General features: G+C 58.3%; 24 protein-coding genes and 1 riboswitch. Of the genes, 11 read left to right on the top strand and 13 right to left on the bottom strand.

What is annotated here, in order from left to right:
* Positions 1–89: 89 nt before the first annotated feature.
* Together IV493_RS00340 and IV493_RS00335 are read right to left on the bottom strand one after the other, a co-directional pair.
* On the bottom strand, positions 90–1,046 hold the full coding sequence (locus IV493_RS00340; protein WP_107319132.1) for a 2-hydroxyacid dehydrogenase: 957 nt from the start codon (positions 1,044–1,046) through the stop codon (positions 90–92).
* On the bottom strand, positions 1,027–2,418 hold the full coding sequence (locus tag IV493_RS00335; RefSeq protein ID WP_110331033.1) for an MFS transporter: 1,392 nt from the start codon (positions 2,416–2,418) through the stop codon (positions 1,027–1,029). Before IV493_RS00335 ends, IV493_RS00340 begins: the two co-directional genes overlap by 20 nt.
* Positions 2,419–2,838: 420 nt before the next feature.
* Between IV493_RS00335 and IV493_RS00330 the strand changes: the two genes are divergently transcribed.
* Positions 2,839–3,756, top strand: coding sequence for a sugar ABC transporter substrate-binding protein (locus IV493_RS00330; protein WP_195857592.1), 918 nt, complete (start codon positions 2,839–2,841; stop codon positions 3,754–3,756).
* 35 nt (positions 3,757–3,791) lie between these two features.
* Here the strand turns inward: IV493_RS00330 and IV493_RS00325 are convergent, their stop codons facing one another.
* Entirely contained in the window at positions 3,792–4,292 is a 501-nt protein-coding gene (locus IV493_RS00325; RefSeq protein WP_033784246.1) for a GNAT family N-acetyltransferase, read from the bottom strand.
* A 72-nt stretch (positions 4,293–4,364) separates the two neighbouring features.
* Between IV493_RS00325 and IV493_RS00320 the strand changes: the two genes are divergently transcribed.
* Positions 4,365–6,197, top strand: coding sequence for an ABC transporter ATP-binding protein (locus IV493_RS00320; protein ID WP_195857591.1), 1,833 nt, complete (start codon positions 4,365–4,367; stop codon positions 6,195–6,197).
* Here the strand turns inward: IV493_RS00320 and IV493_RS00315 are convergent.
* A complete protein-coding gene (locus IV493_RS00315) occupies positions 6,194–7,318 on the bottom strand; it encodes a GNAT family N-acetyltransferase (RefSeq protein WP_147789627.1) in 1,125 nt (374 codons plus the stop codon). The genes IV493_RS00320 and IV493_RS00315 overlap by 4 nt on opposite strands.
* Positions 7,319–7,459: 141 nt before the next feature.
* Here IV493_RS00315 and IV493_RS00310 point away from each other — a divergent pair, with 141 nt between their 5' ends.
* From IV493_RS00310 to IV493_RS00300, 3 genes are all read left to right on the top strand, one after another.
* Positions 7,460–8,365 (top strand): LysR family transcriptional regulator, encoded by a 906-nt coding sequence (locus IV493_RS00310; protein WP_013359410.1) that lies wholly within the window; start codon positions 7,460–7,462, stop codon positions 8,363–8,365.
* A 98-nt stretch (positions 8,366–8,463) separates the two neighbouring features.
* Positions 8,464–9,405: a glutathione S-transferase family protein gene (locus tag IV493_RS00305; RefSeq protein ID WP_195857590.1), complete on the top strand. Its 942-nt coding sequence runs from the start codon at positions 8,464–8,466 to the stop codon at positions 9,403–9,405.
* Between the two features lie 11 nt (positions 9,406–9,416).
* Positions 9,417–10,022: an alpha/beta hydrolase gene (locus IV493_RS00300; protein WP_013359412.1), complete on the top strand. Its 606-nt coding sequence runs from the start codon at positions 9,417–9,419 to the stop codon at positions 10,020–10,022.
* Here IV493_RS00300 and IV493_RS00295 read toward each other — a convergent pair.
* Together IV493_RS00295 and crcB are read right to left on the bottom strand one after the other, a co-directional pair.
* The gene (locus IV493_RS00295) at positions 10,019–10,834 is read right to left on the bottom strand and encodes a sugar phosphate isomerase/epimerase (RefSeq protein WP_195857589.1); all 816 of its coding nucleotides are present in this window, start codon (positions 10,832–10,834) and stop codon (positions 10,019–10,021) included. The genes IV493_RS00300 and IV493_RS00295 overlap by 4 nt on opposite strands.
* Before the next feature lie 120 nt (positions 10,835–10,954).
* Entirely contained in the window at positions 10,955–11,332 is a 378-nt protein-coding gene (gene crcB, locus IV493_RS00290; protein ID WP_013359414.1) for a fluoride efflux transporter CrcB, read from the bottom strand.
* Positions 11,333–11,420: 88 nt separating this feature from the next.
* Positions 11,421–11,496: riboswitch (Fluoride riboswitch) on the bottom strand.
* Positions 11,497–11,601: 105 nt separating this feature from the next.
* Between crcB and IV493_RS00285 the strand changes: the two genes are divergently transcribed.
* A complete protein-coding gene (locus IV493_RS00285) occupies positions 11,602–12,522 on the top strand; it encodes a nucleoside hydrolase (protein WP_195857588.1) in 921 nt (306 codons plus the stop codon).
* 6 nt (positions 12,523–12,528) lie between these two features.
* On the opposite strand, the gene IV493_RS00280 is transcribed toward IV493_RS00285, so the two are convergent.
* The gene (locus tag IV493_RS00280; protein WP_195857587.1) at positions 12,529–13,557 is read right to left on the bottom strand and encodes a zinc-binding alcohol dehydrogenase family protein; all 1,029 of its coding nucleotides are present in this window, start codon (positions 13,555–13,557) and stop codon (positions 12,529–12,531) included.
* Positions 13,558–13,694: 137 nt separating this feature from the next.
* Between IV493_RS00280 and IV493_RS00275 the strand changes: the two genes are divergently transcribed.
* On the top strand, positions 13,695–14,597 hold the full coding sequence (locus IV493_RS00275) for a GntR family transcriptional regulator (RefSeq protein ID WP_013359418.1): 903 nt from the start codon (positions 13,695–13,697) through the stop codon (positions 14,595–14,597).
* Positions 14,598–14,767: 170 nt separating this feature from the next.
* Positions 14,768–16,120 (top strand): MFS transporter, encoded by a 1,353-nt coding sequence (locus tag IV493_RS00270; protein ID WP_195857586.1) that lies wholly within the window; start codon positions 14,768–14,770, stop codon positions 16,118–16,120.
* A 16-nt stretch (positions 16,121–16,136) separates the two neighbouring features.
* Here the strand turns inward: IV493_RS00270 and IV493_RS00265 are convergent, their stop codons facing one another.
* From IV493_RS00265 to mntP, 5 genes are all read right to left on the bottom strand, one after another.
* Positions 16,137–17,528: a hypothetical protein gene (locus IV493_RS00265; RefSeq protein ID WP_013359420.1), complete on the bottom strand. Its 1,392-nt coding sequence runs from the start codon at positions 17,526–17,528 to the stop codon at positions 16,137–16,139.
* Positions 17,521–18,432: an alpha/beta fold hydrolase gene (locus tag IV493_RS00260; protein WP_195857585.1), complete on the bottom strand. Its 912-nt coding sequence runs from the start codon at positions 18,430–18,432 to the stop codon at positions 17,521–17,523. The genes IV493_RS00265 and IV493_RS00260 overlap by 8 nt, the downstream gene beginning before the upstream one ends.
* Before the next feature lie 295 nt (positions 18,433–18,727).
* Entirely contained in the window at positions 18,728–18,940 is a 213-nt protein-coding gene (cspA, locus tag IV493_RS00255) for an RNA chaperone/antiterminator CspA (RefSeq protein ID WP_195857584.1), read from the bottom strand.
* Between the two features lie 400 nt (positions 18,941–19,340).
* Positions 19,341–19,418: a stress response protein AzuC gene (gene azuC / locus IV493_RS18650; protein WP_123809971.1), complete on the bottom strand. Its 78-nt coding sequence runs from the start codon at positions 19,416–19,418 to the stop codon at positions 19,341–19,343.
* A 117-nt stretch (positions 19,419–19,535) separates the two neighbouring features.
* Positions 19,536–20,111: a manganese efflux pump MntP gene (gene mntP, locus IV493_RS00245; protein WP_013359423.1), complete on the bottom strand. Its 576-nt coding sequence runs from the start codon at positions 20,109–20,111 to the stop codon at positions 19,536–19,538.
* 316 nt (positions 20,112–20,427) lie between these two features.
* Between mntP and IV493_RS00240 the strand changes: the two genes are divergently transcribed.
* On the top strand, positions 20,428–20,670 hold the full coding sequence (locus tag IV493_RS00240; protein WP_013359425.1) for a DUF1158 domain-containing protein: 243 nt from the start codon (positions 20,428–20,430) through the stop codon (positions 20,668–20,670).
* Here the strand turns inward: IV493_RS00240 and IV493_RS00235 are convergent.
* A complete protein-coding gene (locus IV493_RS00235) occupies positions 20,660–22,096 on the bottom strand; it encodes a PLP-dependent aminotransferase family protein (RefSeq protein ID WP_195857583.1) in 1,437 nt (478 codons plus the stop codon). The two genes, IV493_RS00240 and IV493_RS00235, sit on opposite strands and share 11 nt — an antisense overlap.
* 57 nt (positions 22,097–22,153) lie before the next feature.
* Here IV493_RS00235 and IV493_RS00230 point away from each other — a divergent pair, with 57 nt between their 5' ends.
* Complete coding sequence (locus IV493_RS00230; RefSeq protein WP_013359427.1) at positions 22,154–22,609, top strand: carboxymuconolactone decarboxylase family protein; 456 nt, start codon at positions 22,154–22,156, stop codon at positions 22,607–22,609.
* Positions 22,610–23,120: 511 nt separating this feature from the next.
* Entirely contained in the window at positions 23,121–24,737 is a 1,617-nt protein-coding gene (mqo, locus tag IV493_RS00225) for a malate dehydrogenase (quinone) (RefSeq protein WP_013359428.1), read from the top strand.
* The last annotated feature ends 16 nt before the right edge of the window (positions 24,738–24,753 follow it).

Below are 24,753 nucleotides of genomic sequence, written 5' to 3'. Positions count from 1 at the left end.
TTTTGTGCGGAGGCGGCGTGCGGGCGAGTGGTCAGAGGAGAGGCCTCCTGCCTCACTCTCTGTCCATCATGGTTAAGTCGTTGTTGCCGTTAGACTACGCGGGTCAGCACCGGCTCTCCACGAGCAAACGCCAGCATGTTCTCAAACACCAGATCGGCCATCGCCGCCATGGTTTCGTGGGTGCTGCTGGCGATATGTGGCGTAATCACCACATTGTCGCGCTGACGCAATTCGTCAGGCACCTGCGGCTCCTGTTCAAAAACATCCAGTCCGGCACCGGCGATCTGCCCGGTTTCCAGCGCCGCTAACAGCGCCTGCTGATCCACCACGCTGCCGCGCGCGATGTTGATCAGATAACCCTGCGGACCCAGCGCCCGCAGCACATCTGCGTTAATGATATGCCGCGTTGCGGCCCCGCCCGGCAGCGTAAGCACCAGAAAATCGGCCTGCTGCGCCAGCGCTATCAGACTCTCATGCCGGGTAAAGGGCACGTCGGGGCGTGAACGCGGGTTGTAATAGTGAATCTGCATATCAAACGCCTGTGCGCGCCTGGCTACCGCCTGGCCGATATTGCCCAGCCCGACGATACCGCACACCTTGCCGCCAATTTTACTGCTCAGCGGAAAGCGACCCTGCGTCCAGTGCCCGGCACGCGTGAAGCGATCGGCCTCACTGATGCGGCGCGCCACATCCAGCAGCAGCGCCATGCCCAGGTCGGCAACGCAATCATTCAGCACCTCGGGCGTGTTGGTGACGACAATGCCGCGTGACCGGGCGGCTTCCGTATCAATGCTGTCATACCCGACGCCGTTACTGCAGATCGCTTTGAGGTTGGGCAATGCCGCGATCAGTGCGGCGGGTGCGCCCATCACCGCGTTGCCGCTGGTGACCAGTATGTCGATGGCAGCACCCTGTTCAGCCAGAAAAGCCGCCTCATCGTCCGCCTCCCATAGCCGGAAGGCGGTGAACGCATTTTCGATATTCGCAATCAGCTCTGGTGGCAGAAATTTCCCTTTGATCAGCACCTTACATTGCTTTAATGCCATCTTCTTTCTCCTGATGGTTATAGGCTGCCGGGCGATTGGTCTCTTCGCCGACGCGTTCAATCGGTCCCATCACCAGCAGGAACAGCAGCGCCGCGACCACGCAGTGTGCCGCCACAAATGCCAGCCCGATGCTGTAGCTGCCGGTCAGCCCGACGATGATGCCGAACAGCAGCGGCGTGGTGAAACCGGCAATATTGCCGATGCCGTTAAAAATGGACCCCGCCAGACCCACCGCCTCTTTGGGCGCGGTGTCGCTGATCACCGTCCAGGTGCCTGCGCCCGCCGCGATGCCTTTGCCGAAAAAGGCGAAAGACATAATAGCGATAATGCCGCCATTACCGGGAATGATCGCCGCCAGCACCAGGCTCGACGCCATCAGCATGCCAACGATGTAGGGGGTTTTACGCGCCCATGAGACGCTCCAGCCCCGGGCGATTAACTTATCTGACAGGTAACCGCCGCTGATCCCGCCGAGAAAACCAAACACCGCCGGGGCGATGGTGGCGAATCCCGCCTCCATAATGTTCATGCCGCGTGCCTGCACCAGATAGATCGGGAACCAGGTAATGAAGAAGTAGCTGAGCGCAATGATGCAGTACTGACCAAGATAGGCGCACCAGAGCATACGATTGGTAAACAGCTTTCTGAACATCGCTTTGCTGACCGGTGGCCGCGCTTTCAGCGTCTGCGCCGCGTCGATATCCACCAGCGCGCCGCCGTCAATGATGTGGCGCAGTTCGCTTTCCGACACGCCGGGGTGATTGCGCGGCTCGCGCATCCAGGCCGTCCAGACAAACACCGCCAGCAGGCCGATGCCGCCCAGCACAAAGAATGGCCACTCCCAGCCAAAGCGCGACACCAGCCAGCCTGACAGCGGCGAGAAGATGGCGACGGCAAAATATTGCGCCGAACTGAACAGCGATGACGCCCGTCCCCGCTCAGCGCCAGGGAACCACATAATCACCACGCGCGCATTGGCGGGAAAGCTGGGTGCCTCAATGAGTCCCAGCATAAAGCGCAGACCAAACATCAGCATCAGTGCGCCGGTCATACCGCTGGAGAATTCACCCACAAATCCCATCGCCAGTGTCGAGACCGACCAGAGCGCCAGCGTGATGCCATACACTTTTTTAGCCCCGAAGCGGTCAAGAAACAGTCCACCGGGGATCTGGCCGATAACGTAGGCCCAACTGAAAGCAGAGAGGATCAGTCCCAGCTGGATTGCTGACAGGCCGAACTCCTCTTTGATCGCCGATCCGGAGATCGAGAGGATCGAACGGTCGGCGTAAGCCACGACTGACAAAAACAGGATCAGGCAGAGGATCCCGATGCGGACATGGGTGGTCCGTTGAGGCGTTGCATCTTTAGGCATGAGCTGAATTCCTTAAAAAGCGGCAGGTTGCGCCACGAGGTTTTTTTCAGGAATAACGCTGAGATTTCCCGCTTCTGGAAATATAGATAGGCCGCTAACCATCGGTCATTGTGCGGATGTAGAGATCGACGGGTCCGATTCAGCGATTTTCTGGCAACCGCCACAACCGCCCGTGCGGCGCTGCACAAAAGCGCAAAAAGCTGCTGCTCTCTGCCGCAGAGTGTGCACCCGATCGGGGTTTTAACCGGCCCGGGCAGCTATGACGCGACGAATTTGCAGCAAAGTGTGGCGACGCCAGCAAGAGTGAAACGGGCGGCTTGTCAAACCTGGCGGCAATTTCTAAGCTGCAGATGATCCTATTTATCCATTTTTATAATAAATGAAAAATCCATTCCATCCGGTTAACCTCGGGAGTCCGCAATGAAAACACGCGCATGGGCCTTACTCTGTCTGCTCTCTCTTTCCACGTCGGCGCTGGCAGAGAAGATTGGCGTTTCGATGGCTTATTTCGACCAGAACTTCCTGACTATTATTCGCCAGTCGATTGAGAAAGAGGCGAAAGCGCGTCAGCTGGATGCGCAGTTCGAAGATGCACGCGGCGACGTCGGCCGTCAGACCGATCAGGTACAGAACTTTATCAGCGCCGGGGTGGATGCGATTATTGTCGATCCGGTCGACTCCGCCAGCACCCCAGCCCTGACGAAACTGGCGCAGCAGGCGCACATTCCGCTGGTCTACGTTAACCGCACGCCGGGCGATAAAACCCTGCCACCGGGCGTGGTGTTTGTCGGCTCTGACGAACGCGAGTCCGGCACGTTGCAGATGGAGGCGCTGGCGAAGCAGGCCGGTTACCGCGGCAATGTCGCCATCATGATCGGTAACCTCAGCGATGCGGGCGCACTGCAGCGCACCCGGGATGTGGAGCAGGTAGTGGCAAAGTATCCCGGAATGAAAGTTGTGCTCAAGCAGACTGCCAACTATGCGCGCAATGAGGGCATGGATTTAATGCTCAACTGGCTGTCGAACGGGGAAGCGATTGATATTGTCGCCGCTAACAACGACGAAATGGCGATTGGTGCAACCATGGCGATTGCTCAGGCGAAGCCGAAGAAAACCATTCTGGTCGGCGGCATTGATGCCACGCCGGATGGCCTGAAAGCGCTGGCGAGCGGCAGACTGGCGGTGACGGTGTTCCAGGATGCCGTGGGCCAGGGCAGGAAATCGGTTGAGGTGGCGCAGCAGATGATCAAAGGCCAGAAGGTCGACGCCCACCAATGGATCCCGTTTGAGCTGGTCACACAGCAGAACATGCAGCAGTACAGCCCTAAAAATCCGTAACGCAACACGGCGCGGCAGCACTACCGCGCCGGTTATCACTCCCCGTTCAGCAGCTTCGCCATCATCACCACATCGCGCAGCTGACCGTCACGCAGTGCGGCCTGGCGTTTCACCCCTTCCCGCTCAAAGCCCAGCCGCTCATAGAGCCGCAGCGCACGATCGTTGTCGTGAAACACTTCCAGCTCCATACGCGTAATGCCCAGCCAGTTGCGGGAGTAGTCGAGCGCGGTGCGGATCAGGCGCTCACCAACACCGCGACCACCAAAATCGGGATGCACGCCCAGCCCAAAGCTGATGCAGTGGCGGGTGCGCGGCTTGTTATCCACAAACAGCGTCAGTTCGCCAGCCAGTCCGCCGTCGATTTCGGCGACAAAGGCGATAAAGCCCTCGGCATCCATTCTGGCGATTTTTTTCTCCCAGGTGGCGACGCTGGGAAACGGCAGCTGCAGCGTCCAGGGATAGACGTCGGGATGACTGTAAAGCCGCTGATAAGCGGCAGCGTCCTGCGGTTCCCGTGCCCGAATTGTGATTTCCATATTTTCTCCTGTTAGCCGAATGGGGTTCATGCACTAAGCTGTAGCTCTTCACCGGACGGAAAGAGTATCGCTATGTTGTATCGTCGTTTTGAGCGTTTTATCAATATATTTCAGGACGCACCCACCGATTCGCCCCCCTCAACGGTCTGGTCGTTTTACCTCTACTACCTGCGCCAGGTCTGGCCCAGTTTTGCCGCGCTGCTGGTGGTCGGGCTGGCATCAGCCCTGATTGAAGTGTCGCTGTTCAGCTATCTGAGCCGCATTATCGATATGGTCAATCACTCCACGCCCGCCACCCTGTTCCGGGATAACTGGCCGATACTGCTGTGGATGGGCGCGGTGGCGCTGATTCTGCGGCCGGTTTTTATCGCCCTGCACGATATGCTGGTGCATCAGAGTATCAGCCCGAGCATGACCAGCATGATCCGCTGGCAGCATCACAACTACGTGCTGCGTCAGAGCCTTAACTTCTTCCAGAGCGATTTCGCCGGGCGTATTGCCCAGCGCATTATGCAGACCGGCAGTTCACTGCGTGACTCGGCGGTGCAGCTGGTGGACGCTATCTGGCACGTGCTGATCTACGCCGTAACCTCGCTGCTACTGTTTGCCGGTGCCGACTGGCGGCTGATGATCCCGCTGATTATCTGGATGGTGGCCTACAGCGCCTCGCTGCGTTTCTTTGTACCGCGCGTCAAAGCCCGTTCGGTGGTCTCCTCGGAAGCGCGCTCAAAGCTGATGGGCACCATTGTTGACGGCTACACCAACATCGCCACCATCAAGCTGTTCGCCCACAGCGACCTGGAACGTCAGTACGCGCGTGAGGCGATTCAGGAGCAGACCGACAAAACCCAGCACGCCAGCCGCATGGTCACCAGCATGGATCTGACGCTGTCGGCGCTGAACGGCCTGCTGATTGTTTCAACATCCGGCCTGGCATTGTGGCTGTGGAGCCAGTCGCTGATCAGCGTCGGGGCGATTGCACTGGCGACCGGGCTGGTGATCCGTCTGGTGAATATGTCCGGCTGGATCATGTGGGTGGTCAACGGCATCTTCGAAAATATTGGCATGGTGCAGGATGGCCTGAACACCATTGCGCAACCGCTGAGCGTGCAGGATGCGCCGCAGGCGAAGCAGCTTAAGGTGACGCGTGGCAACATCCGCTTTGAGAATGTGCGCTTCGATTATGGCGGTGGCCGTCAGGTGATTAACGGTTTTAACCTCGACATCCGACCCGGTGAGAAGATTGGTCTGATTGGTCCCTCGGGTGCCGGTAAATCGACGCTGGTGAACCTGCTGCTGCGTCTTTATGACCTGAACGGTGGGCGGATTGTGATCGACGAACAGGATATTGCCGCCGTGACCCAGGAGAGCCTGCGCAGCCAGATTGGCATGATCACCCAGGACACCTCGCTGCTGCATCGCTCAATCCGTGAAAACCTGCTCTATGGCCGTCCCGACGCCACTGAAGAGGAGCTGCAACTGGCCATTCACCGCGCCCGCGCCGATGAGTTTATTCCGCTGCTCTCCGACTCGCTGGGCCGCACCGGGCTGGACGCGCACGTGGGCGAGCGCGGCGTGAAGCTGTCGGGCGGTCAGCGTCAGCGTGTGGCGATTGCCCGCGTGCTGCTGAAGGATGCGCCGGTTCTGATCATGGATGAGGCGACCTCTGCCCTCGACTCTGAAGTGGAAGCCGCCATTCAGGAGAGCCTGGAGTCCTTAATGCAGGGCAAAACCGTTATCGCCATTGCGCACCGCCTGTCGACCATTGCGAAGATGGATCGGCTGGTGGTGCTGGATAAAGGCGGTATTGCCGAGATGGGCAGCCATCAGGAGCTGCTGGCGCAGAACGGTCTTTATGCCCGACTGTGGCAGCATCAGACCGGCGGATTTGTCGGCGTCGATTAATCGCCGCGTCGATAGGGTAAGGCGTCGCGCGCCTCTTCCGCCCAGCCGCGTACGCCTTCCCGCTCCTGCACCAGAAAATCTGCCACGGCCTCGCGCAGGCCGGGATGCAGCAGATAGTGCCAGGAGTGGGTAATCTGCGGCTCAAAGCCGCGCACCAGCTTGTGCTCGCCCTGCGCCCCCGCATCAAATCGCGTCAGACCTTCGTCAATCGCTAAATCCATCCCCTGATAAAAACAGGTTTCGAAGTGCAGCCGGTCAAACTCCGCCAGACAGCCCCAGTAGCGGCCATAAAGCGTGTTGCTGTCGCGCAGATAAAAGGCCATCGCCGCCGGTTGCTGCTGCAGGCGGGCGATTACCACCACAATATTCTGCGGCATCCGCTCTGCCAGCAGGCTGAAAAAGTTGCGCGTCAGGTAGGGCCGCTGGCCGCGCACCGCGTAGGTGTTGGCGTAACAGGTGTAGACAAAATCCCACTGATCTTCACGCAGCTGGTCACCGCGATAGCGGTCAAACGCAAAGCCGCTCTGCGCCACCTGCTCGCGCTCTTTACGCAGCTGTTTGCGCTTGCGCGACATCAGCGTGTCCAGGAAATCCTGAAAATCACGGTAGCCACGATTATGCCAGTGATACTGACAGCCGAGCCGGGAGAGCCAGTCGGGCTGATCGGCCAGCAGCAGGTTCGCCTGCGCATCGGTAAAGTTGATGTGTGCGCCGCTTAAGCCGTGCTGCAACAGGCTCTCCGGCAGGGCCGACAGCAACTGTGCGGCGGCAGAGGCGTCACCCAGCAGGCGCGCGCCGCTGACCGGACTGAAGGGAATCGCCCCCAGCCATTTCGGGTAGTAGCGGATCCCGGCGCGCTGGCTGGCATCCGCCCAGGCGTGATCAAAAACATACTCGCCCTGTGAATGATATTTCTGGTAGCCCGGCAGCGCGGCGCGCGTCACGCCCTTTTCCCGCCACAGCAGATGATCAGGCTGCCAGCCCGACTCAGGCCGCACGCTGCCGCTCTCTTCTAAGGTGAGCAGAAAAGCGTGGCGCAAAAACGGCTGGTCATCAGGCAACAGCGCATCCCACTCGGCGGCCGGGATCGCCGCCAGTGACGTCAGGTGAATCAGCGACATGAATTACTCCAGAGAACGTCGGGCAGAGCGTCAGTCAAGCAGGTTTTCCGCGGCAGCGAAAGGGTTAAGGCACGCAAAGTGAAGGCTGCAACGCCTGGCCGCAGCTTCTATACTGCGACTTTACCCTTTCAGGACTTCGCCATGGATCGACTCGATTGTGACCGGATGTTTGTCACGGTGCTGGAAACCGGCAGCTTTTCAGCGGCAGCGCTGCGTCTCGGTACCAGCAGCAGTCAGGCTTCTAAACTGGTTTCAAAGCTGGAGCAGCAGCTCGGCGTCCAGCTGTTTAAGCGTAGCACGCGCGCCCTCTCGCCCACCGACGTTGGCCGTAGTTATTATGAGCGGGTAAAAAACCTGCTCGATGCGTTTGAAACGCTGGATGCCAGCGTGCGTGAAAGCGCCACCACCCCCACCGGCAGGCTGAAAATCAGTGCGCCCGGCTCTTTTGGCACGGCGGTGCTTTCTCAGGTGCTGGTGGCGTTTGCCCGGCGCTATCCACTGATTGAACTGGATGTCAGCTTTTCCGACCGGGCCGTGAACATCGTCGATGAGGGATTTGATATGGCGATCCGCATCGGCAACCTCAGCGACAGCAGTCTGGTGGCGCGCAAGCTGGGCGAAGTGCATGTCCGCATTGCTGCGTCACCGATCTATCTTGAGCAGTTCGGTACGCCACAACACTGGCGGGACATGGCGCAGCATCAGTGCATTATCGACACTAATTTCCGCGATCCCTGGCACTGGCCGTTTGTCAGCGGTGACGGCAGCAACGAGATTGTCACCGTGCCGGTCCGGGGCCGTCTGCGATTTGCCAACACTGAAGCCTGTCTGCAGGCAGCGATGGCCGGATTAGGCATTGCGCGTCTGCCCGGTTTCATCGCCGCTCCCGCGCTGCAACAGGGTGATATTGTCCGACTGCTGGATAACTTCGACACGCCGCCGCTGGGCCTGTTTGTGGTCTATCCGCCCGCCCGTCATCTGGCGCACCGGGCGCGCCTGCTCATCGATTTTCTGGTGACCCACTTTACCCACTTCCCGCCTGCGTGATTCCTTCCATAATGGAAGAAATGATTGTCTTTATGACCGGATTATCAGTCGTTTAGTCATCAGTTAAGCTGCTTCTCAAAACAGAGAGGAGTCGCGCGATGTTAGTAGAAGGCAAATGGAGTAGTGACTGGCATCCGGTGCAGGCTACCGATAAACAGGGCGGCTTTGTCCGTCAGACGTCCGGCTTCCGGGACTTTATCAGCAGCGATGGCTCCACGGCATTCGCCGCCGAACCCGATCGCTACCACCTCTATGTGGCGCTGATCTGCCCATGGGCGTCGCGTGCGCTGATCGCCCGTAAGCTCAAGGGGCTGGAATCGCTGATCGGCGTGACGGTGGTCGAGCCGCAGCTTGGCTCTCAGGGCTGGCGCTTCGGCAACTTTCCCGGCGCGCAGCCGGACCCGCTGAATAACGCGCAATACCTGCATGAAATTTACACCCGCGTCGCGCCCGACTACACCGGACGGGCCACTGTGCCGGTGCTGTGGGACAGGAAAACCGCCACCATCGTCAGCAACGAGTCTGCGGACATTGTGCGGATGTTTAACAGCGGCTTTGGCGATCTGGCCGATAACCGCATCGACCTTTATCCCGCCGCGCTGCGTGCGGAGATTGATGCGCTGAATGAGAGCCTTTATCCGCGTCTGAATAACGGTGTTTATCGCGCGGGCTTCGCCACGACCTCTGTCAGCTATCAGCAGGCGTTTTATGACGTTTTCAGCCAGCTCGATGAACTGGAGGCGCTGCTCAGCGATGGTCGTACCTTCCTGCTGGGTGAACGGCTGACGGAAACCGACATCCGGCTGTTTGTGACCCTGATTCGCTTTGACGTCGCCTATCATGGCCTGTTCAAATGCAACCTGCGCCGGATCCGCGACTATACGCTGCTGAACCGCTATCTTAAGAGCATGTTGTCGGTCTCTGGCGTACGTGAAACGGTCAACATTGACCATATCAAACAGGGTTACTACTCGATCAAGGCGCTGAACCCGAACGGCATCGTTCCGGCGGGTCCTGATCTGAGTGAATACGGTTTATAAAAGGAACAATGATGGCAAAAGCACTGGTGATTTTTCTGCATGGCGTAGGCAGTAACGGCGACGATCTGGCTCCGATTGGCCGTCACTGGGCGACGCTGTTGCCGGATGTGGTTTTTGCCTCGCCCAATGCACCTGAACGTTTTCCCGCCGGTTTTGGCTGGCAGTGGTTCAGCCTGACAGACGTAACGCCAGAAAACCGGCCTGGTCGGGTTCGGGCGGCACGGGCCGCGTTTGATGCGACACTCAATGAAATTGTCGCGCAGCACGGCTTTGCCGACCGCTGGCAGGATGTGGTGCTGGTGGGCTTCTCTCAGGGGTCGATCATGGCGCTGGATGCGCTGGCGTCTGGCCGTTATCCGCTGGCGGGCGTGGTCGCCTTTTCCGGTCGTCTGGCGGTTGACGGTGAATTAACTCCGCAGGCTCATGTGCCCGCACTGCTGATCCACGGCCAGGCCGATGAAGTCATCCCGTGGCAGGAGAGCGAATCTGCGGCGGCCCGGCTGCGAGCCGCGGCGGTGCCGGTCGACGCGCGCTTTGAACCCGCCACCGGCCACACCATTTCCGCTCAGGGTGCCATGCACGCCGCCGCGTTTATCGGGCAGTGCTTACAGGATTAACCCCAGCAGCGCGTTAACGCCTGCCAGGCATGGCGGGAAGCCACGTCGGGCGGCAGGCGTTTCAGCGCATCATTAAAGACTTCAATCCCCACCGGCCCCTGATAGCCCGCGCTTTTGAGCTTATCGACAAAGCGCTTAACGTCGATAATCCCATCGCCGGGCAGCAGACGCTGGTGTTTCGCCATCGCCATCAGGCTCTGCTTATCCTGCGCGGGAACGGCGGCCATATCACACAGCTGCACTTCATAGATGCGATCGGCGGGAATGCCGTCCAGATGGGAGGCATCACCGCCCAGCGCGCAGATGTGGAACAGATCGACCACCAGCCCGATATTAGGCTGATCGAGCCGCTGCAATCGCTGCCACGCCAGCGGCAGCGTATTGTCCACGCTGCACCAGGCCATCGGCTCATACATAATGCGCATGTTGTAGCGCGCGGCTTCAGAGGCCATCCAGCGCAGGTCATCATCAATCTGGTCGGCACAGCAATCCTCACGGGTGCTGGCCGGTGCCTGAATGGTGTCACAGCCCAGCGCCTGGGCAATCTGTATGAACTGACGCAGCTCTTCGCGCTTCTGAGATCGCAACGCACTGGGTGCGCCGGTGAAATCACGCAGCACCTGCAGATTGGTAAAGCCAGGTCCCTGTCGTGCGCTGATCTCAGCCAGTGCCGCTGCACCGCCTTCACAGGCTTCAACATCCTCGCGCCAGATCTCGACCTGATCAAAACCGGCGTCACGCGCCGCCTGCAGCTTCTGGCCGGGTTCACCGTTTAACAACACCAGGTTAAGGAAGGTGGGATTGGTTCGCATTTGCTCGGCTCCTTAATCGTCCGGAATAATCGGTGAGGGTCAGCGTCAGCGCCGCGCATTATCCGATGCACCGCGCACACGCCCGAAATCAGTATCGCTTGAGCGGTATGATGCGCCGGGTCAGCCCAGCAGCGTGACCAGTGCGAAACCGGCAAACGCCATCAGTAGCGAGCCAATTACATGCACCAGCGCGCTGGCCATCGCCCAGAAATACTTCCCTGATTGTAGCAACACCATTAATTCTGCCGTGAAAGAGGAGAAAGTCGTCAGGCCGCCGCAGAGTCCGGTGACGATTAACAGTTTCCAGATCGGGTCGATGTCGGGATGGCGGACAAACCAGGCCATCGCCCCGCCGATCACCAGACCGCCGATCAGATTCACCAGCAGCGTGCCGGGCGGCAGGTTGGGAAAGAGTGCATTAAAACGCATTGCGAACAGCCAGCGCAGTACACAGCCGGCAGAGCCGCCGATCACCACAGCCAGTAAGGGTTTAAACATGTCTTGCTCCTGATTACAGAGTAATGCCGGGCTGAGGAGGAGAGGCAGAGATAAACTGCGCCTGACACCTCAGCTCCCGCGAAGGAATTGAGTGTCAGGCGTCATCAGCCGGTGTTAAGCCCACCGGCGGTTAGGAAAGGTGGCACGCCATCACCTTGAGCCGGTGATAATACGACGCCCGTTCCAGGCTGGCAATACGGCTGAATCGCTTGACGCCCTGCCCGCTGGCGGGGTAATGCTGAAGGTTTACAGCCTGTTGCGGAGAGCCTATGCGTACCCTGATTTTTGATACTGATATCGGCGTGGATGACGCCTTTGCGCTGGCTTATGCGGCGCGGACGCAGCATCTGCTGGGGATTACCACGGTTTTTGGTAACGTGGCAGTGGGTCAGGCGGTGAAAAATGCCCGGCTATTCTGCGACAAAATGGCGATTAACGCAGCGGTCTGGCGCGGCTGTTCACGGCCGCTGGCGCTGACCCCCTCTGCGCCCGCCAGGCTGCACGGCGAAGATGGGCTGGGCGATGCGTTTGATAATGCTTTTAGCGATGAGGCGCCAGGCGCGGTGCAGTTTATTATCGACAGCGTGCGGGCGCAGCCGCATCAGATCACCCTGGTGGCAATTGGTCCGCTGACCAATATCGCCACGGCCATTAATCAGGCGCCGGATATTATTCCGCTGGTCAAAGAGCTGGTGATCATGGGCGGCGCGTTTGGCACCGACGGCCACAGCGGCAACGTGACGCCTTTCAGCGAATTTAATATCTGGAAAGATCCGCACGCCGCCGATCAGGTGCTCGCGTCGGCGCTGAACGTGGTAGTGATCCCGCTGGATGTCACGCACAAGGTGCTGATTAGCGGCGATGAGGTGCAGCGTCTGAACCAGCCGGTGCTGAGCGCGATCTGTCGCCCTTACCTGGCTTACAGCCTGCAGAAAGAGGGTTTTGCGGGTATGGCGCTGCACGACACCCTGGCGGTGGCGTGGCTGACGCTGCCGCAGGCGTTTACGCTCACCGAAAGCCCGCTGCGGGTGATTACCGAGGGCATCGCCTGCGGTCAGACGGTGCGTAAGCTCAGCGCGCTGGCATCACGAGCCGATCCGTTTGCCGGTCTGCCGGCCCAGCGCATCGCGCTTGGCGTGGATGCCGACGCGGTGCGGGCGCACTTCTTTGAGATCCTCACCGCGCCCTGAATCACGTTACCTGTCGAAGTGAATGACGCCTTTGATCAGCTCACGGTTGTTGATGACCAGCGCCTCAAAGGTTTCATCCAGCGTGGAGAAAGCCAGATGGTGATTCAGCATCATGTCGGCGCGCAGCTGGCCGCTGGCCATTAACACACGCACCCGATCAAAGTCTTCGCGGGTGGCGTTGCGGCTGCCCATCAGCGTGGCCTCTTTTTTGTGGAATTCACTGTCCGGGATGACCAGATCGCCTTTGTGCAGACCGACATAGACGATGGTGCCGCCGTGCCGCATCAGGTTGACTGCATTGTTCATCGCCGCCGGATTGCCGGTGGCGTCAATCACTTTCAGCGCCAGACGGCCACCAAACTGCTCGCGTAGCGCACTATCGAACGCCTCATCAGCCGGATTCAGTGCCGCCAGACCGAGCTGGTCAGCGACATGCTGGCGACGAAATTCGCTGGTATCCGCGACCACCACCTGCGCACCACTGGCGGCGGCAATGGCGGCGACACCCAGCCCAATCGGCCCGGCTCCGACCACCAGCACCTGCTCATCCGCCCCAATTCCGGCACGCCGCACCGCATGGGCGCTGATGGCAAACGGCTCAATCAGCGCGGCCGCTTCCGGTGCGACCTCATCCACCGCCAGCAGGGTGCTGACCGGCACGCTCAGGTAGTCGCAGAAACCGCCATCCTGATGCACGCCAATCACCGAGATCCGCTCACAGCAGTTGGTTTTGCCGCTCTGGCAGGCGTCGCAGCGCAGGCAGGAGATGTAGGGCATGAGTGCCACCCGCTGGCCTGGCTGAAAGCCTTCCGCGCCACTGCCCAGCGCCACCACTTCTGCACAGATTTCATGGCCCAGTACCCGTGGATAGCTGAAGAACGGCTGATTGCCGGACCAGGCGTGGATATCAGTGCCGCAGATTCCGGCAGTCAGGATTTTAATCAGTGCCTCGCCCGCGGCAGGCGTGGGGGTGTCGCGTGTGGTCCAGACCATCTTACGTGGTTCAGCGATGACCAGTGCTTTCATTGTTGTCATGGTGATTCTCCGGTTGTCCTGCTGGCAGTTATGGCGAATCCTGCTCGCCGCGCGGCGTTCGTTTGCGGGAAGTGTGAAGCACGGCGATTTTTTTGGGCTTTGAATGGTTTTTAATGCATAAAAAACCGGAGAGTGAGATGAGCCGCAGCCAGAATTTGCGTCAGAACGTGATCAACCAGATGCTGGAAAGTATTGCTCAGCGTCACATCTGTTCACCCCTGCCGCCGCAGGCCGCGCTGGCCGAGATGTTCAATATCAGCCGCACCACGGTGCGTCATACCCTGCACTATCTGCATCAGTGCGGCGTGCTGGATAAGGTGGATCAGACTTACGTTATCGTGCGCGATCCGCGTGAAGAAGACGGCTTTAGCGCCTTAACGCCGCCGATTGAGCAGCAGGCCAGCCACTTTGAGCAGATGTTTTTTAATATGATTAATCAGCGGCAGCTGGTGCCGGGCGACACCTTCAGCGAGCTGCAACTGGCGCAGCAGGTGAAGGTCAGTCCGGTAGTGGTACGCGAGTTTCTGCTGCGCTTTATGCGCTATGACCTGCTGGAGCCGGTTAAACGTGGTCAGTGGCGGATGAAGAAGTTCACTCAGGATTACGCCGAGAAGCTGTTTGAGCTGCGCGAGATGCTGGAAACCCACGCCCTGAGCCGCTTCCTGAATCTGCCTGCCAGCGATGAACGCTGGGTCCAGGCGCGGGATCTGCTGGATCGTCACCGATCGATGCGCGACACCATTGCCAGCAACTATCGCCACTTTGCCGCGCTGGACCGCCAGATGCATTCGCTGATTTTATCCGCCGCTAACAACCCATTTTTCAATCAGTCGCTGGAGATTATCTCGGTGATTTTTCATTCGCATTATCAGTGGGATGAGAGCGATCTCAAGCAGCGAAATATTGTGGCGCTGGAGGAGCATATGGCGATTCTCACCGCTCTGATTGGCCGTCAGGATATCGACGCGCTCTGCGCCTTACATAACCATCTGGCGACCGCCAAAACCTCGATGGTGCGCTCAATCGGTCAGTACAATTAAAAACCGATTAAAAACCACAAAGCATTAGCTCCCGCACGATTCAGAAACATCTTTGCAACATCCTTAACCCTTTGCTCTTAGTCTCGACTGCAACGTCACGGCGGCCTTTTGCCGCTGCGCGCAGACCCCTTCTCACCATAACGATAAGTACCCAGTTTCGGGAGAGTGCAATGGAAAAGACTTCAGTAACCGGCCGCGACAGCGTGACCGGCGACACGCCACCAGGCCAGGATTTCGTGCCGATGCGCAGCGACGTGGTGCGTTCACCGCGCATCCGCAAAGTGCAGATCACGGCAATGTTGCTGCTGCTGTTCGCCGCTATCATCAACTATCTGGATCGCAGCTCGCTGTCGGTGGCGAATATGACCATCCGCGACGAGATGGGGCTGAGCGCCACCGAAATCGGCCTCCTGCTCTCTGCTTTTTCGCTGGCGTATGGCCTGGCGCAGTTGCCGTGCGGTGCGCTGCTGGATCGTAAAGGCCCGCGCATTATGCTCGGTATCGGCATGTTCATCTGGTCGCTGTTCCAGGCGGCCTCTGGTCTGGTGCATAACTTCACCCAGTTCGTGCTGGTGCGCATCGGTCTCGGCATTGGCGAAGCGCCGATGAACCCATGCGGCGTGAAAGTCATCAACGACTGGTTCAACATTAAAGATCGCGGCATGCCGATGGGGATGTTTAATGCCGCCTCGATGATTGGGCTGTCCGTAGCCCCGCCGATTCTGGCGGCGATGATGCTGGTGATGGGCTGGCGCGGCATGTTTGTCACCATCGGTATCCTCGGCATGTTCCTCGCGATCGGCTGGTATATGATTTACCGCGACCGCGATAACAACACTCTGAGCGCCGAAGAGATCCACTATCTGCAGGCGGGCAGCGTGGCATCGCGTAAAGAGCCGATCAGCTTCAGAGAGTGGCGCGGCCTGTTTAAGCAGCGCACCATGTGGGGCATGATGATTGGCTTCAGCGGCATCAACTACACTGCGTGGCTCTATATCGCCTGGCTGCCGGGCTATCTGCAATCGACCTATCATCTCGATCTGAAAAGTACCGGCCTGCTGGCGGCGATTCCATTCCTGTTTGGTGCGGCGGGCATGCTGCTGAATGGCTATGTGGTTGATTCGCTGGTGCGTCGCGGCTTTAACGCGGTGAAAACCCGCAAAGTCTGCATCGTCAGCGGAATGCTGCTGTCCGCCGGGTTTACCGCGGTGGTGACCCGCGCGACCGATACCACCAGCGCCGTGACGCTGATTGGGATGGCGCTGTTCTGTATCCACTTTGCCGGAACGTCATGCTGGGGGCTTATCCACGCCAACGTCACCGCCCGCATGACCGCCTCGGTCGGCAGCATCCAGAACTTCGCCAGCTTTATCTTCGCCTCGTTCGCGCCCGTCATCACTGGCTGGGTGCTCGACACCACCAAATCGTTCAGCCTGGCGCTGATGATTTGCGCCTGTGTGACGCTGGTTGGCGCACTCGCCTACCTGCTGCTGGTGCGCCAGCCGATCACCGACGGCGACTAAGCACGACTGACGGCGGCTACGTCAGCGCCGTCAGGGTGACGCCATATTTTGCACCGTAGCGTTTAATGCCCGCCATCACCTTCTCTGTACTGAGTGGAGGGGGTGGTGGCAACAGCGGTGCCCGTTCACGCAGCGCCGAGTCGAAGCGGGCAAACGTCGCGAAATCACGCGGGAACCGCGCTTCATCCACCCCAATCAAAGCCCCCTCATCACGCGCATGGGATAACAGTGCCTGCCAGCGATCAATCTCCGCCAGCCCGATACTGTCGGTGCCGTGAGAAAAGAGCATCATGTCGATGTTACGAAACGGCGGCTGTTTTTCCAGGAAGCGTTGCAGCGCCGCTGCGGACGGTTCGGTACAGAACACCAGCCAGAACGGAATCGCCTGCTGCTGCTGGGTACACCAGGGATCCATCAGCAGGAAACTGTCCACCGTCAGCCGGGTCGATAAAATGCCCGCTGCCAGATACCAGTCGCGATAAATCTCCGCCACCACAAAACTCATTGCTTCCGGGTCTTCGTAACGAATCTCCATCAGCTTCCAGTTCTGCGCCGCCGCCAGTTTTTTCAGCGGGGAAATCAGATAACCATCCAGGCCCCACTCCGCTTCCGGCACGTGGTCAGTGATGTCAGGCGGCGTCCAGCGCTCGCGGTCAATGCCGTAACGCGCCAGATATTCCGCTACCCGCGGGCCACCCTGTAAATACTCTTTTTCGGTTGCGCCACCGAGCGCGCCAAACTGAAAGAACGAGCGATCGCTGGTGCGTGTCACCGGCCACTGGCGGGTGCAGTGGTTGATAAACAGCGTTGAACCCGCGGGCAGGCTCCCCATCAGGAATTCATTGAAAGCCAGCGGCAGTTCGCGCAGTTTCAGCCGGAAATAGCGCATCTGGTCAAGCATCAGCCGATCCTGATTCGGGTCATGCATATGGTGCACCGCCAGCCTCGGCCAGGCGGCCAGCAGTGCAGCAGCGATCTCTTTGCCCTGCTCAAAGCTCGCCATCGCATCATCGGGATCGCTGTTGGTCGCCCGCACCGGACAGAGAAAGGTCTGCGGCAGCCAGGGCACGCCCATCGCCGACGCCAGATGCACCAGCGCGCCGTTCGACGAGCCAATAAACGCCGCCGGATAATCCTGCTGCGGGTACTCGCTGACCATCCATTCTGCGATGCCTTCCACATCCAGCTCGCCCGCCTGACGCAGGCTGATACCTTCTGCCATGCCGCCCAGCGCATAGCCCCACTCACGCAGCCCGGTCGGCAGACGGTTCAGTGAGGGTAGCAGCCGGTCAAGTGTCGGTGACTGGCTCGGACTGGCAAAGGGACGATCGTGGAGCGCATTGGCCAGCGCCAGCAGCATGGCGGCGGCCGAGTCAAAACGGGCGATGCCTTTGGGCGGTTTACTCATGCTGATTCTCCTGCTGAATACGCGCCAGGAACGGGCGAATGGCGTTGCAGAAACTCCACGGATAGACGTAGTGCAGCGTGTGCGTGCCGTCGCGCAGCGTCAGGCGTTCACTGTGCGGCATCAGAGCAGCAAGCTCATCCAGCCAGCGCGCCCGACAGATCAGATCGCGCGAACCGCGCAGCAGCAGCGTCGGCGCAGTAATGTAAGTCAGACGATGTTCGATGCGGTCACGCAGCATGGCGCGCATCGTGCCAAAGGCGCGCCAGAGCCCCGCTTTAGCGTAATCGATGCGGGCCAGCGGCCCCGGTGGACGACGCGTTTCCAGGCGGCCATTACGCCAGCTGCGCCACAGCTGACGCGGCAGGCTGCGGGCATGACGATCGACCGTCGGCCCCTGCAACACCAGCCCTGCCACCGCCTGCGGATATTTCACCGCCAGTGCCGCCAGAATCTGACAGCCAAACGAATTCCCGACCCAGATAGCACGCTGAAACCCGTTGTGCTGCAGCCAGAGCCAGAGTGCGTCAGCCTGCTCATCCACGGACATAATCGGCGCAGAAGCTGGCAGCGCACTGGCCCCAAACCCCGGCAAATCCGGTACCAGTACGTGATAGTCGCGACCCAGCGCCAGCGCCAGCGGCTCCATCGCCCGGCCCGACATCACCAGACCGTGAACCAGCACTACCGGCAGTCCCCGATCTTCATTGGGCGTCACGCGGGTAAACATGCGCCAGTCGCCCACCTGCTGAAAGTAACCCGCCAGCCCGGCGTGATGACTGCGCGGTGACACCGGCGGCGTCTGCTTCAGCGCCTGCCAGCGTTTCATGCCCCAAAGCGTAGCTGCCACACCTAATCCCACGCCTGCCACAATCGCTGCCTGTTTTCGTCGATGCTTCCGGATCATCCGCTGCTCCTGATTTGGGAGGAATAATTCAGTGTAGGACGGGATCGGGTTGGGGGCGGGTTATCCGCGTGATGGTGTGAAAAAGTATGGGGTTTCGCATAAGAAGAAGCGGGCGTTGCGGGTGATGAACTCTGGCGGGGAAACTGTCTGGTGTAAGCGGGAAGGCAAGAGACAATACGAATTTCAGGCAATAAAAAACCCGCACTGGGCGGGTTTATTTTATTATCAGCAGAGCTTATCTGCTCAGACTTATGTCTTCATCGCTATTGTAAACGTCGCTGATAATGAGCGCGGCTTACAGCGCTGTGACGTTGCCAGCTGCAGGGCCTTTAGCGCCATTTTCAATGGTGAAGGTGACTTTCTGACCTTCATCAAGCGTTTTGTAGTTATCACCCTGGATAGCAGAGAAATGCACGAATACATCTTTGCTGCCATCATCGGGAGTGATAAAGCCAAAACCTTTATCTGAATTAAACCATTTTACTAAACCAGTCATTTTGTTAGACATAGATATTTCCTTAATCGATTAGCCACTAAGAGCGGCGAAGATGGCCTGTAGTTCGAGATTTACTTATTGGGCACTTAGGAGGAGGCTTTCGAAGAAGGATATCTGTGGATAACACTTGAACTGAAGACTACTTTACTAAAACTGCTTTCATAAGGTCTGTGTTCCAAACCGATGACGCATTAAGACATAGCGATAATAATTTAGCAACGTATATGCTTATTTATTTTAACCATTTAAATGCTTAGATGGCTGAATGGGGAGAGGAGGAGCAGAAAAGATTCACCAGAAGTACCAAAACGCGGTTTTAAATCAGCGAGAAGCAAGAGCAGCAAAAAACAGAGAAGGTGATAATCACAGGTCGATCCCTGACCGCGATTATCGAGGGTTTCTTGCGGGGTGCTTAGTACATGGCACCCGGCGGTACGTGTTTGAACGTCTCAACGTAAGCGCGGAACACGTGTTTAATGATGCGTTTCATAGAATACCTGTTTCAAATTTAGTTGAAGATATACTGAAAAAGTATAGCCGCTGTGCGTTTTAACAGCAAATAAATTTGAACCAGATCACAAAATTGGGGCTTTTTCAGGCAAAAGCCCTAGCCCATGTAGCCAAGATGTTGCAACAGAATGGTGGAACCAACGGCGATTAACACGACGCCGCCCAGCACTTCCGCCCACTTGCCCAGCACCGGACCGATAAAGCGCCCGACCAGTACGCCGGTCGTCGCCATTACCGTGGTAGCAGCACCAATGGTCAGCGCGGTGGTGATGATATTCACCTGCAGGAAAGCCAGACCGACACCGACCGCCAGCGCATCCAGGCTGGTCGCGACGGCGGTGGTTGCCAGCACCATAAAACCATGGCTTTGCGGCGCTTCACAGGGTTCTGCAACGGCCGTCTGACGGAAACCTTCCATCATCATACGGCCACCCAGAAACGCCAACAGGCTGAAGGCAACCCAGTGATCCCACGCCATAATGTAACGGCTGGCGGCCAGGCCAAGCGCCCAGCCAATCAGTGGAGTCAGCGCTTCAATAGAGCCAAAGATCAGACCGGTACGCAGCGCTTCTTTAAAACCAGGACGATGCAGCGTGGCACCTTTGCCCAGCGCAGCAGCAAACGCGTCCATCGACATACCCAGTGCAAGAATTAAAGTGGCAATAAAGGTCATGATTTATTCACCTGGGGCGAAAAAGCGGCAATTCACGCTGAATTCACCACACAAAGTGTTCAGTTATGAAAAAGTGGGCGCAGTCTACCACGCAAACCCTAAGATAAAAAGACAGTAAAATCAGGGATTTAAGTATAGCAAAGGCTATAACTCTTATCATTCGCTATGAATGGCGCTAAGTCGATGGCGGCAAAGCATTTTCTCCGTGCTGACCTGACCGGTTCAGGCTGCGGGATGGCGCTTTGCCGCACGCCACCATTGAACCCTGTCGCCGATTACCGGAAAATGCCGGGCTGATAAATATGGGAAACCGGTTATGAATAACCCTTTTGAGACGTTGATCGTGCCGGGTGGCATTTTGCTGCTGGGCTTTCTCTCGGCGCTGCTGCTGCCCGCGCCCGCCTTTAGCGTGACGGTGGCGCAGCATCTGTTGCAGATGTTCCATTTGCAGGATCTGAATCAGCTCTACACCGTGGTGTTTTGCGTCTGGTTTTTAGTGCTCGGCGCACTGGAGTTTTTTGTTATCCGCTTTGTCTGGCGTCGCTGGTTCAGGAGCTGACCGCCTGCGCATCGACCAGCGCTTTTAGCCGTTCGGCGCTACGCGCATAACCCTCACGCGGCAGATGTGCCGCACCCAGTATCAGGCCCGCAGCGTGTTGATCGGCCTGCTGATACCAGATCGACAGCGGCGACGGGGCCATGCCCCACTCTGCTGCCTGCTGCGCAATCACCTCATCCGGCGTACCGGCGGGTAAGCGGACAATCACCGCCAGCCCGGCGCGTTGCAGGTCGGGAAAGTAAGGATGGAGCGCCGCGATCATCTGCTCCAGCCGCTCCTGATAGACGCGCTTCATGCGCCGCAGATGCCGCATAAAGTGACCTTCACGCAGAAACTCCGCTACCGCATTGTGCAGCAATCCCGAAGAGGCTGGCGCAAGCAATGCACACACTTCGCCGAATCGGGCCGTCAGCGCCGGCGGAACCACGATAAAACCGAGCCTCAGTTGCGGCGTCAGCGTCTTACTGAAGGTGCCGATGTGCAATACCCGCCCTTCGCTGTCGAGCGCAGCCAGTGCCGGTGCCGCGCGATTGCCGGGCTGAAGCTCGCCAAGATAGTCATCTTCGATAATCCAGCGCTGTTCGCGGCTGGCCCAGCTCAGCAATTCATGGCGGCGCGCGAGGCTCATCGTCATGCCAAGCGGCGCCTGCTGTCCTGGCGTGACCAGCGCGAAAGCGGCATCCGGCGCGCGGGCCCTCCCCGCCTCCACCTGTAACCCTTCAGCATCCACAGGCACGGCAACGGGCGTAACGCGCAGCGCGTCAACCGCGCGACGCGCCACCCAGAATCCGGGATCTTCCAGCCAGGCCGTTTTGCCCTGAAAATCCATCGCCAGGCCAATCAGGCCCATCGCACCCGCATAGCCGCTGGTAATAATGATCTGGTCCGCCTGACAGCGCAGGCCGCGTGCCACCGCCAGATAGGCCACCAGCGCCTGGCGCAACGCTAAGCTGCCGCGTGGATCGGGATAACAGGCCGGTCTGCTGACCTGCATACGCGCCTGACGCTGCAGAATGCGCAGCCAGACTTTAACCGGGAACGCATCACTGGCCGGAATCCCCATCTGAAAGGTCAGCGGTGGCGCTTCAGCCGCTTCTGTGCCCGCCAGCAGTTGGCGTTCAGCACTGGCGATAGCCGGTTTTAACGGCGGTAGTGCGCTGACGAAGGTGCCCGCCGCGCCTCTGGCCTGCAGAAACTGACCATCGACCAGCATGTCATAGCTGGCGCGAACGGTGCCGCGCGCCACGCCGAGCTGTGCCGCCAGATCGCGACAGGAAGGCAAACGCGCACCGGGCGGCAAGCGTCCTTCCCCAATCGCCTGCTCAATCAGCTGGCGTAGCTGTTCGCTGAGGCCACGTGACGTGCCGCGCTGGAGCGTCAGCGTCGAAAGCGGCGATGGACCAGTCAGACTCTCATTTTTTGGCACTTTATCTGCTCCATTGAAAGGCCGAGAATCGCCTCATCAACCCCAGGAGGCAATAAGATGAGCGAACGTATCGATTTTCACAGTGCGGCACCAGCAGGCATGAAAGCGCTGGGCGGCGTGTACAGTTATCTGGCGCAAACCGATCTGCCGCTCACTTTACTGGAACTGCTGTTCCTGCGCATATCGCAGATTAACGGCTGCGCTTACTGCATTGATTTACATACTAAAGCGCTGAATAAATCGGGTATGGGCTGGGATAAGATCGTATTGACCCAGGTCTGGCACGAATCCGGCACGCTGTTCAGCGATAAAGAGAAGGCGGCCCTGCACTGGGCTGAATGCCTGACGCTGATTGCTCAACAGGGCGCGCCGGATGCCTGCTATGACACATTAAAAGCGCAGTTTAGCGAGAAAGAGATTGTCGATCTGAACATCGCAATTGGCCTGATGAACACCTATAACCGCATGGCGATAAGTCTGAAAAAGCTGCCTGCCAGTGCGAATCAGTCATAAGTGAATCCGATGCGTGCACCGGCGTGCACGCATTTTCAGACTCACAAAAATGTAACATTATTTTTACACAAGCAGCTATTCAGGCTCTCTTCAGCTGATTCCTTTTATTCCTTATTGCATAATAAATCGCTAAATTTCAGCGAATTAAATAATTCCTCACCGTTTGCACCCATTTCTGCGTTGCACCAGCATAGGGCTTTTACGCAACAACTCTTTTCAGTTAACCTACTGACTTCACTCTAAAAAACCGCTAATACGCCACTGCCCGTGATGATTAATTCTTATGCTGAATCATTTCTGCATTTAAAAAATAAACAAATGTTTAATTCAGATGCGAGAATGTTATATTCGGATGACAAAGCATAACGTGCAGTTAACGCGTTATCACCGCTTTAACCCTATACCTGAGACTTAACCTTTGAGAAATAGCGCAACGCGCTCGAAAGAAGCGTGACTATTTCGCCTGCGAAACTGTTGGGCTTCAGGTCAACAGAAGAGGAGATGTCGCCTCATGTGCAATTCAGCTGTAAACCTTGCGCTCGCGATGAGTGCCATGGCAAAGGACACCACTACTACCGCGCAGGAGCGCAAAGACGTTGACGTGCTGCTGATTGGCGCAGGTGTGATGAGCGCTACCCTCGGTGCATGGCTGCAGGACTTAGAGCCGGACTGGTCCATCGAAATGGTGGAGCGGCTCGATAGCGTGGCCGAAGAGTCGTCCAACGGCTGGAATAATGCGGGCACCGGTCATGCGGCGCTGGCGGAGCTGAACTATACGCCTCAGCAGGCGGATGGCAGCATCGACATCTCCAAAGCGGTAACGATCAACGAATCGTTCCAGATTTCCCGCCAGTTCTGGGCTTATCAGGTCCAGAAAGGCAACCTGCGCAACCCTGAAAGCTTTATTCACAGCACGCCACACATGAGCTTCGTCTGGGGCGACGACAATGTGGAGTTCCTGCGCAAGCGTTTCAGTGCGTTGCAGAAAAGCACCCTGTTCCGTGGCATGGCCTACTCCGAAGATCCGCAGCAGATTGCCCGCTGGATCCCGCTGGTAATGAATGGCCGCGACCGCAGCCAGAAAGTGGCCGCGACCTGGACAGAGATGGGTACCGATGTGAACTTCGGTGAAATCACCCGTCAGCTGATCGCCGCATTAGAGAAGAAAGCGAATTTCCAGCTGCGTCTGCGCCAGGAAGTGCGTGAGCTGAAGCAGCTCGCCGATGGTCGCTGGCAGGTCACCCTGCAGTGTCTGAACAGCGGCACGCGTCGTACACTGACGGCAGGTAAAATCTTTATCGGTGCGGGCGGCGCGGCGTTACCGCTGTTGCAGAAAGCCGGTATCCCGGAAGCCAACGGCTACGCCGGCTTCCCGGTGGGCGGTTCGTTCCTGGTCACTGAAAATCCGCAGGTCGTCGCGCAGCACATGGCGAAGGTCTACGGTAAAGCCAGCGTCGGTGCACCACCGATGTCTGTGCCGCACGTCGACACCCGCGTGCTGGATGGCAAGCAGGTATTGCTGTTTGGCCCGTTCGCCACCTTCTCAACCAAGTTCCTGAAGCAGGGTTCGCTGATGGATATGTTCACCTCGCTGAACAGCAGCAATATGCTGCCGATGGTGAAAGTGGGGCTGAAAAGTTTTGACCTGGTGAAATACCTGATGGATCAGGTGCTGCAAAGCGATCGCGACCGGATGGACGCCCTGCGCGCTTATGTACCGCAGGCGAAGCAGGAGGACTGGCGTTTAGTCACTGCCGGTCAGCGTGTGCAGATCATCAAGAAAGATGAGAAAGAAGGCGCGGTATTGCGTCTGGGCACCGAAGTGGTTGCCTCACAGGATGGTACGATTTCAGCGCTGCTGGGTGCCTCGCCGGGCGCCTCTACGGCGGCACCGATCATGCTGGAGCTGCTGCACAAGGTCTGTCCTGAGCAGATGGCTTCGCCGGAATGGCAGAACAAAATCCGTGCGGTGATCCCTTCCTGGGGTCGCAAACTGAACGGTGACGTGGCGCTGACAGAGAAAGTGTTAGCTGAAACCAGCCGCATTCTGCATCTCGATTACTCGCCGGTCACCCCGATGGCGGCCAACGATGAAGGACGTGAAACCGCATTCGTCGTCGGCAAGTAATTCAGCGCCATTGATA

Origin of the sequence: Pantoea sp. SM3640 (assembly GCF_015654165.1) — a bacterium.
In the GTDB taxonomy this organism is placed as follows: Bacteria; Pseudomonadota; Gammaproteobacteria; order Enterobacterales; family Enterobacteriaceae; genus Pantoea; species Pantoea vagans.
This window is presented reverse-complemented; position numbering and strand designations above follow the sequence as displayed.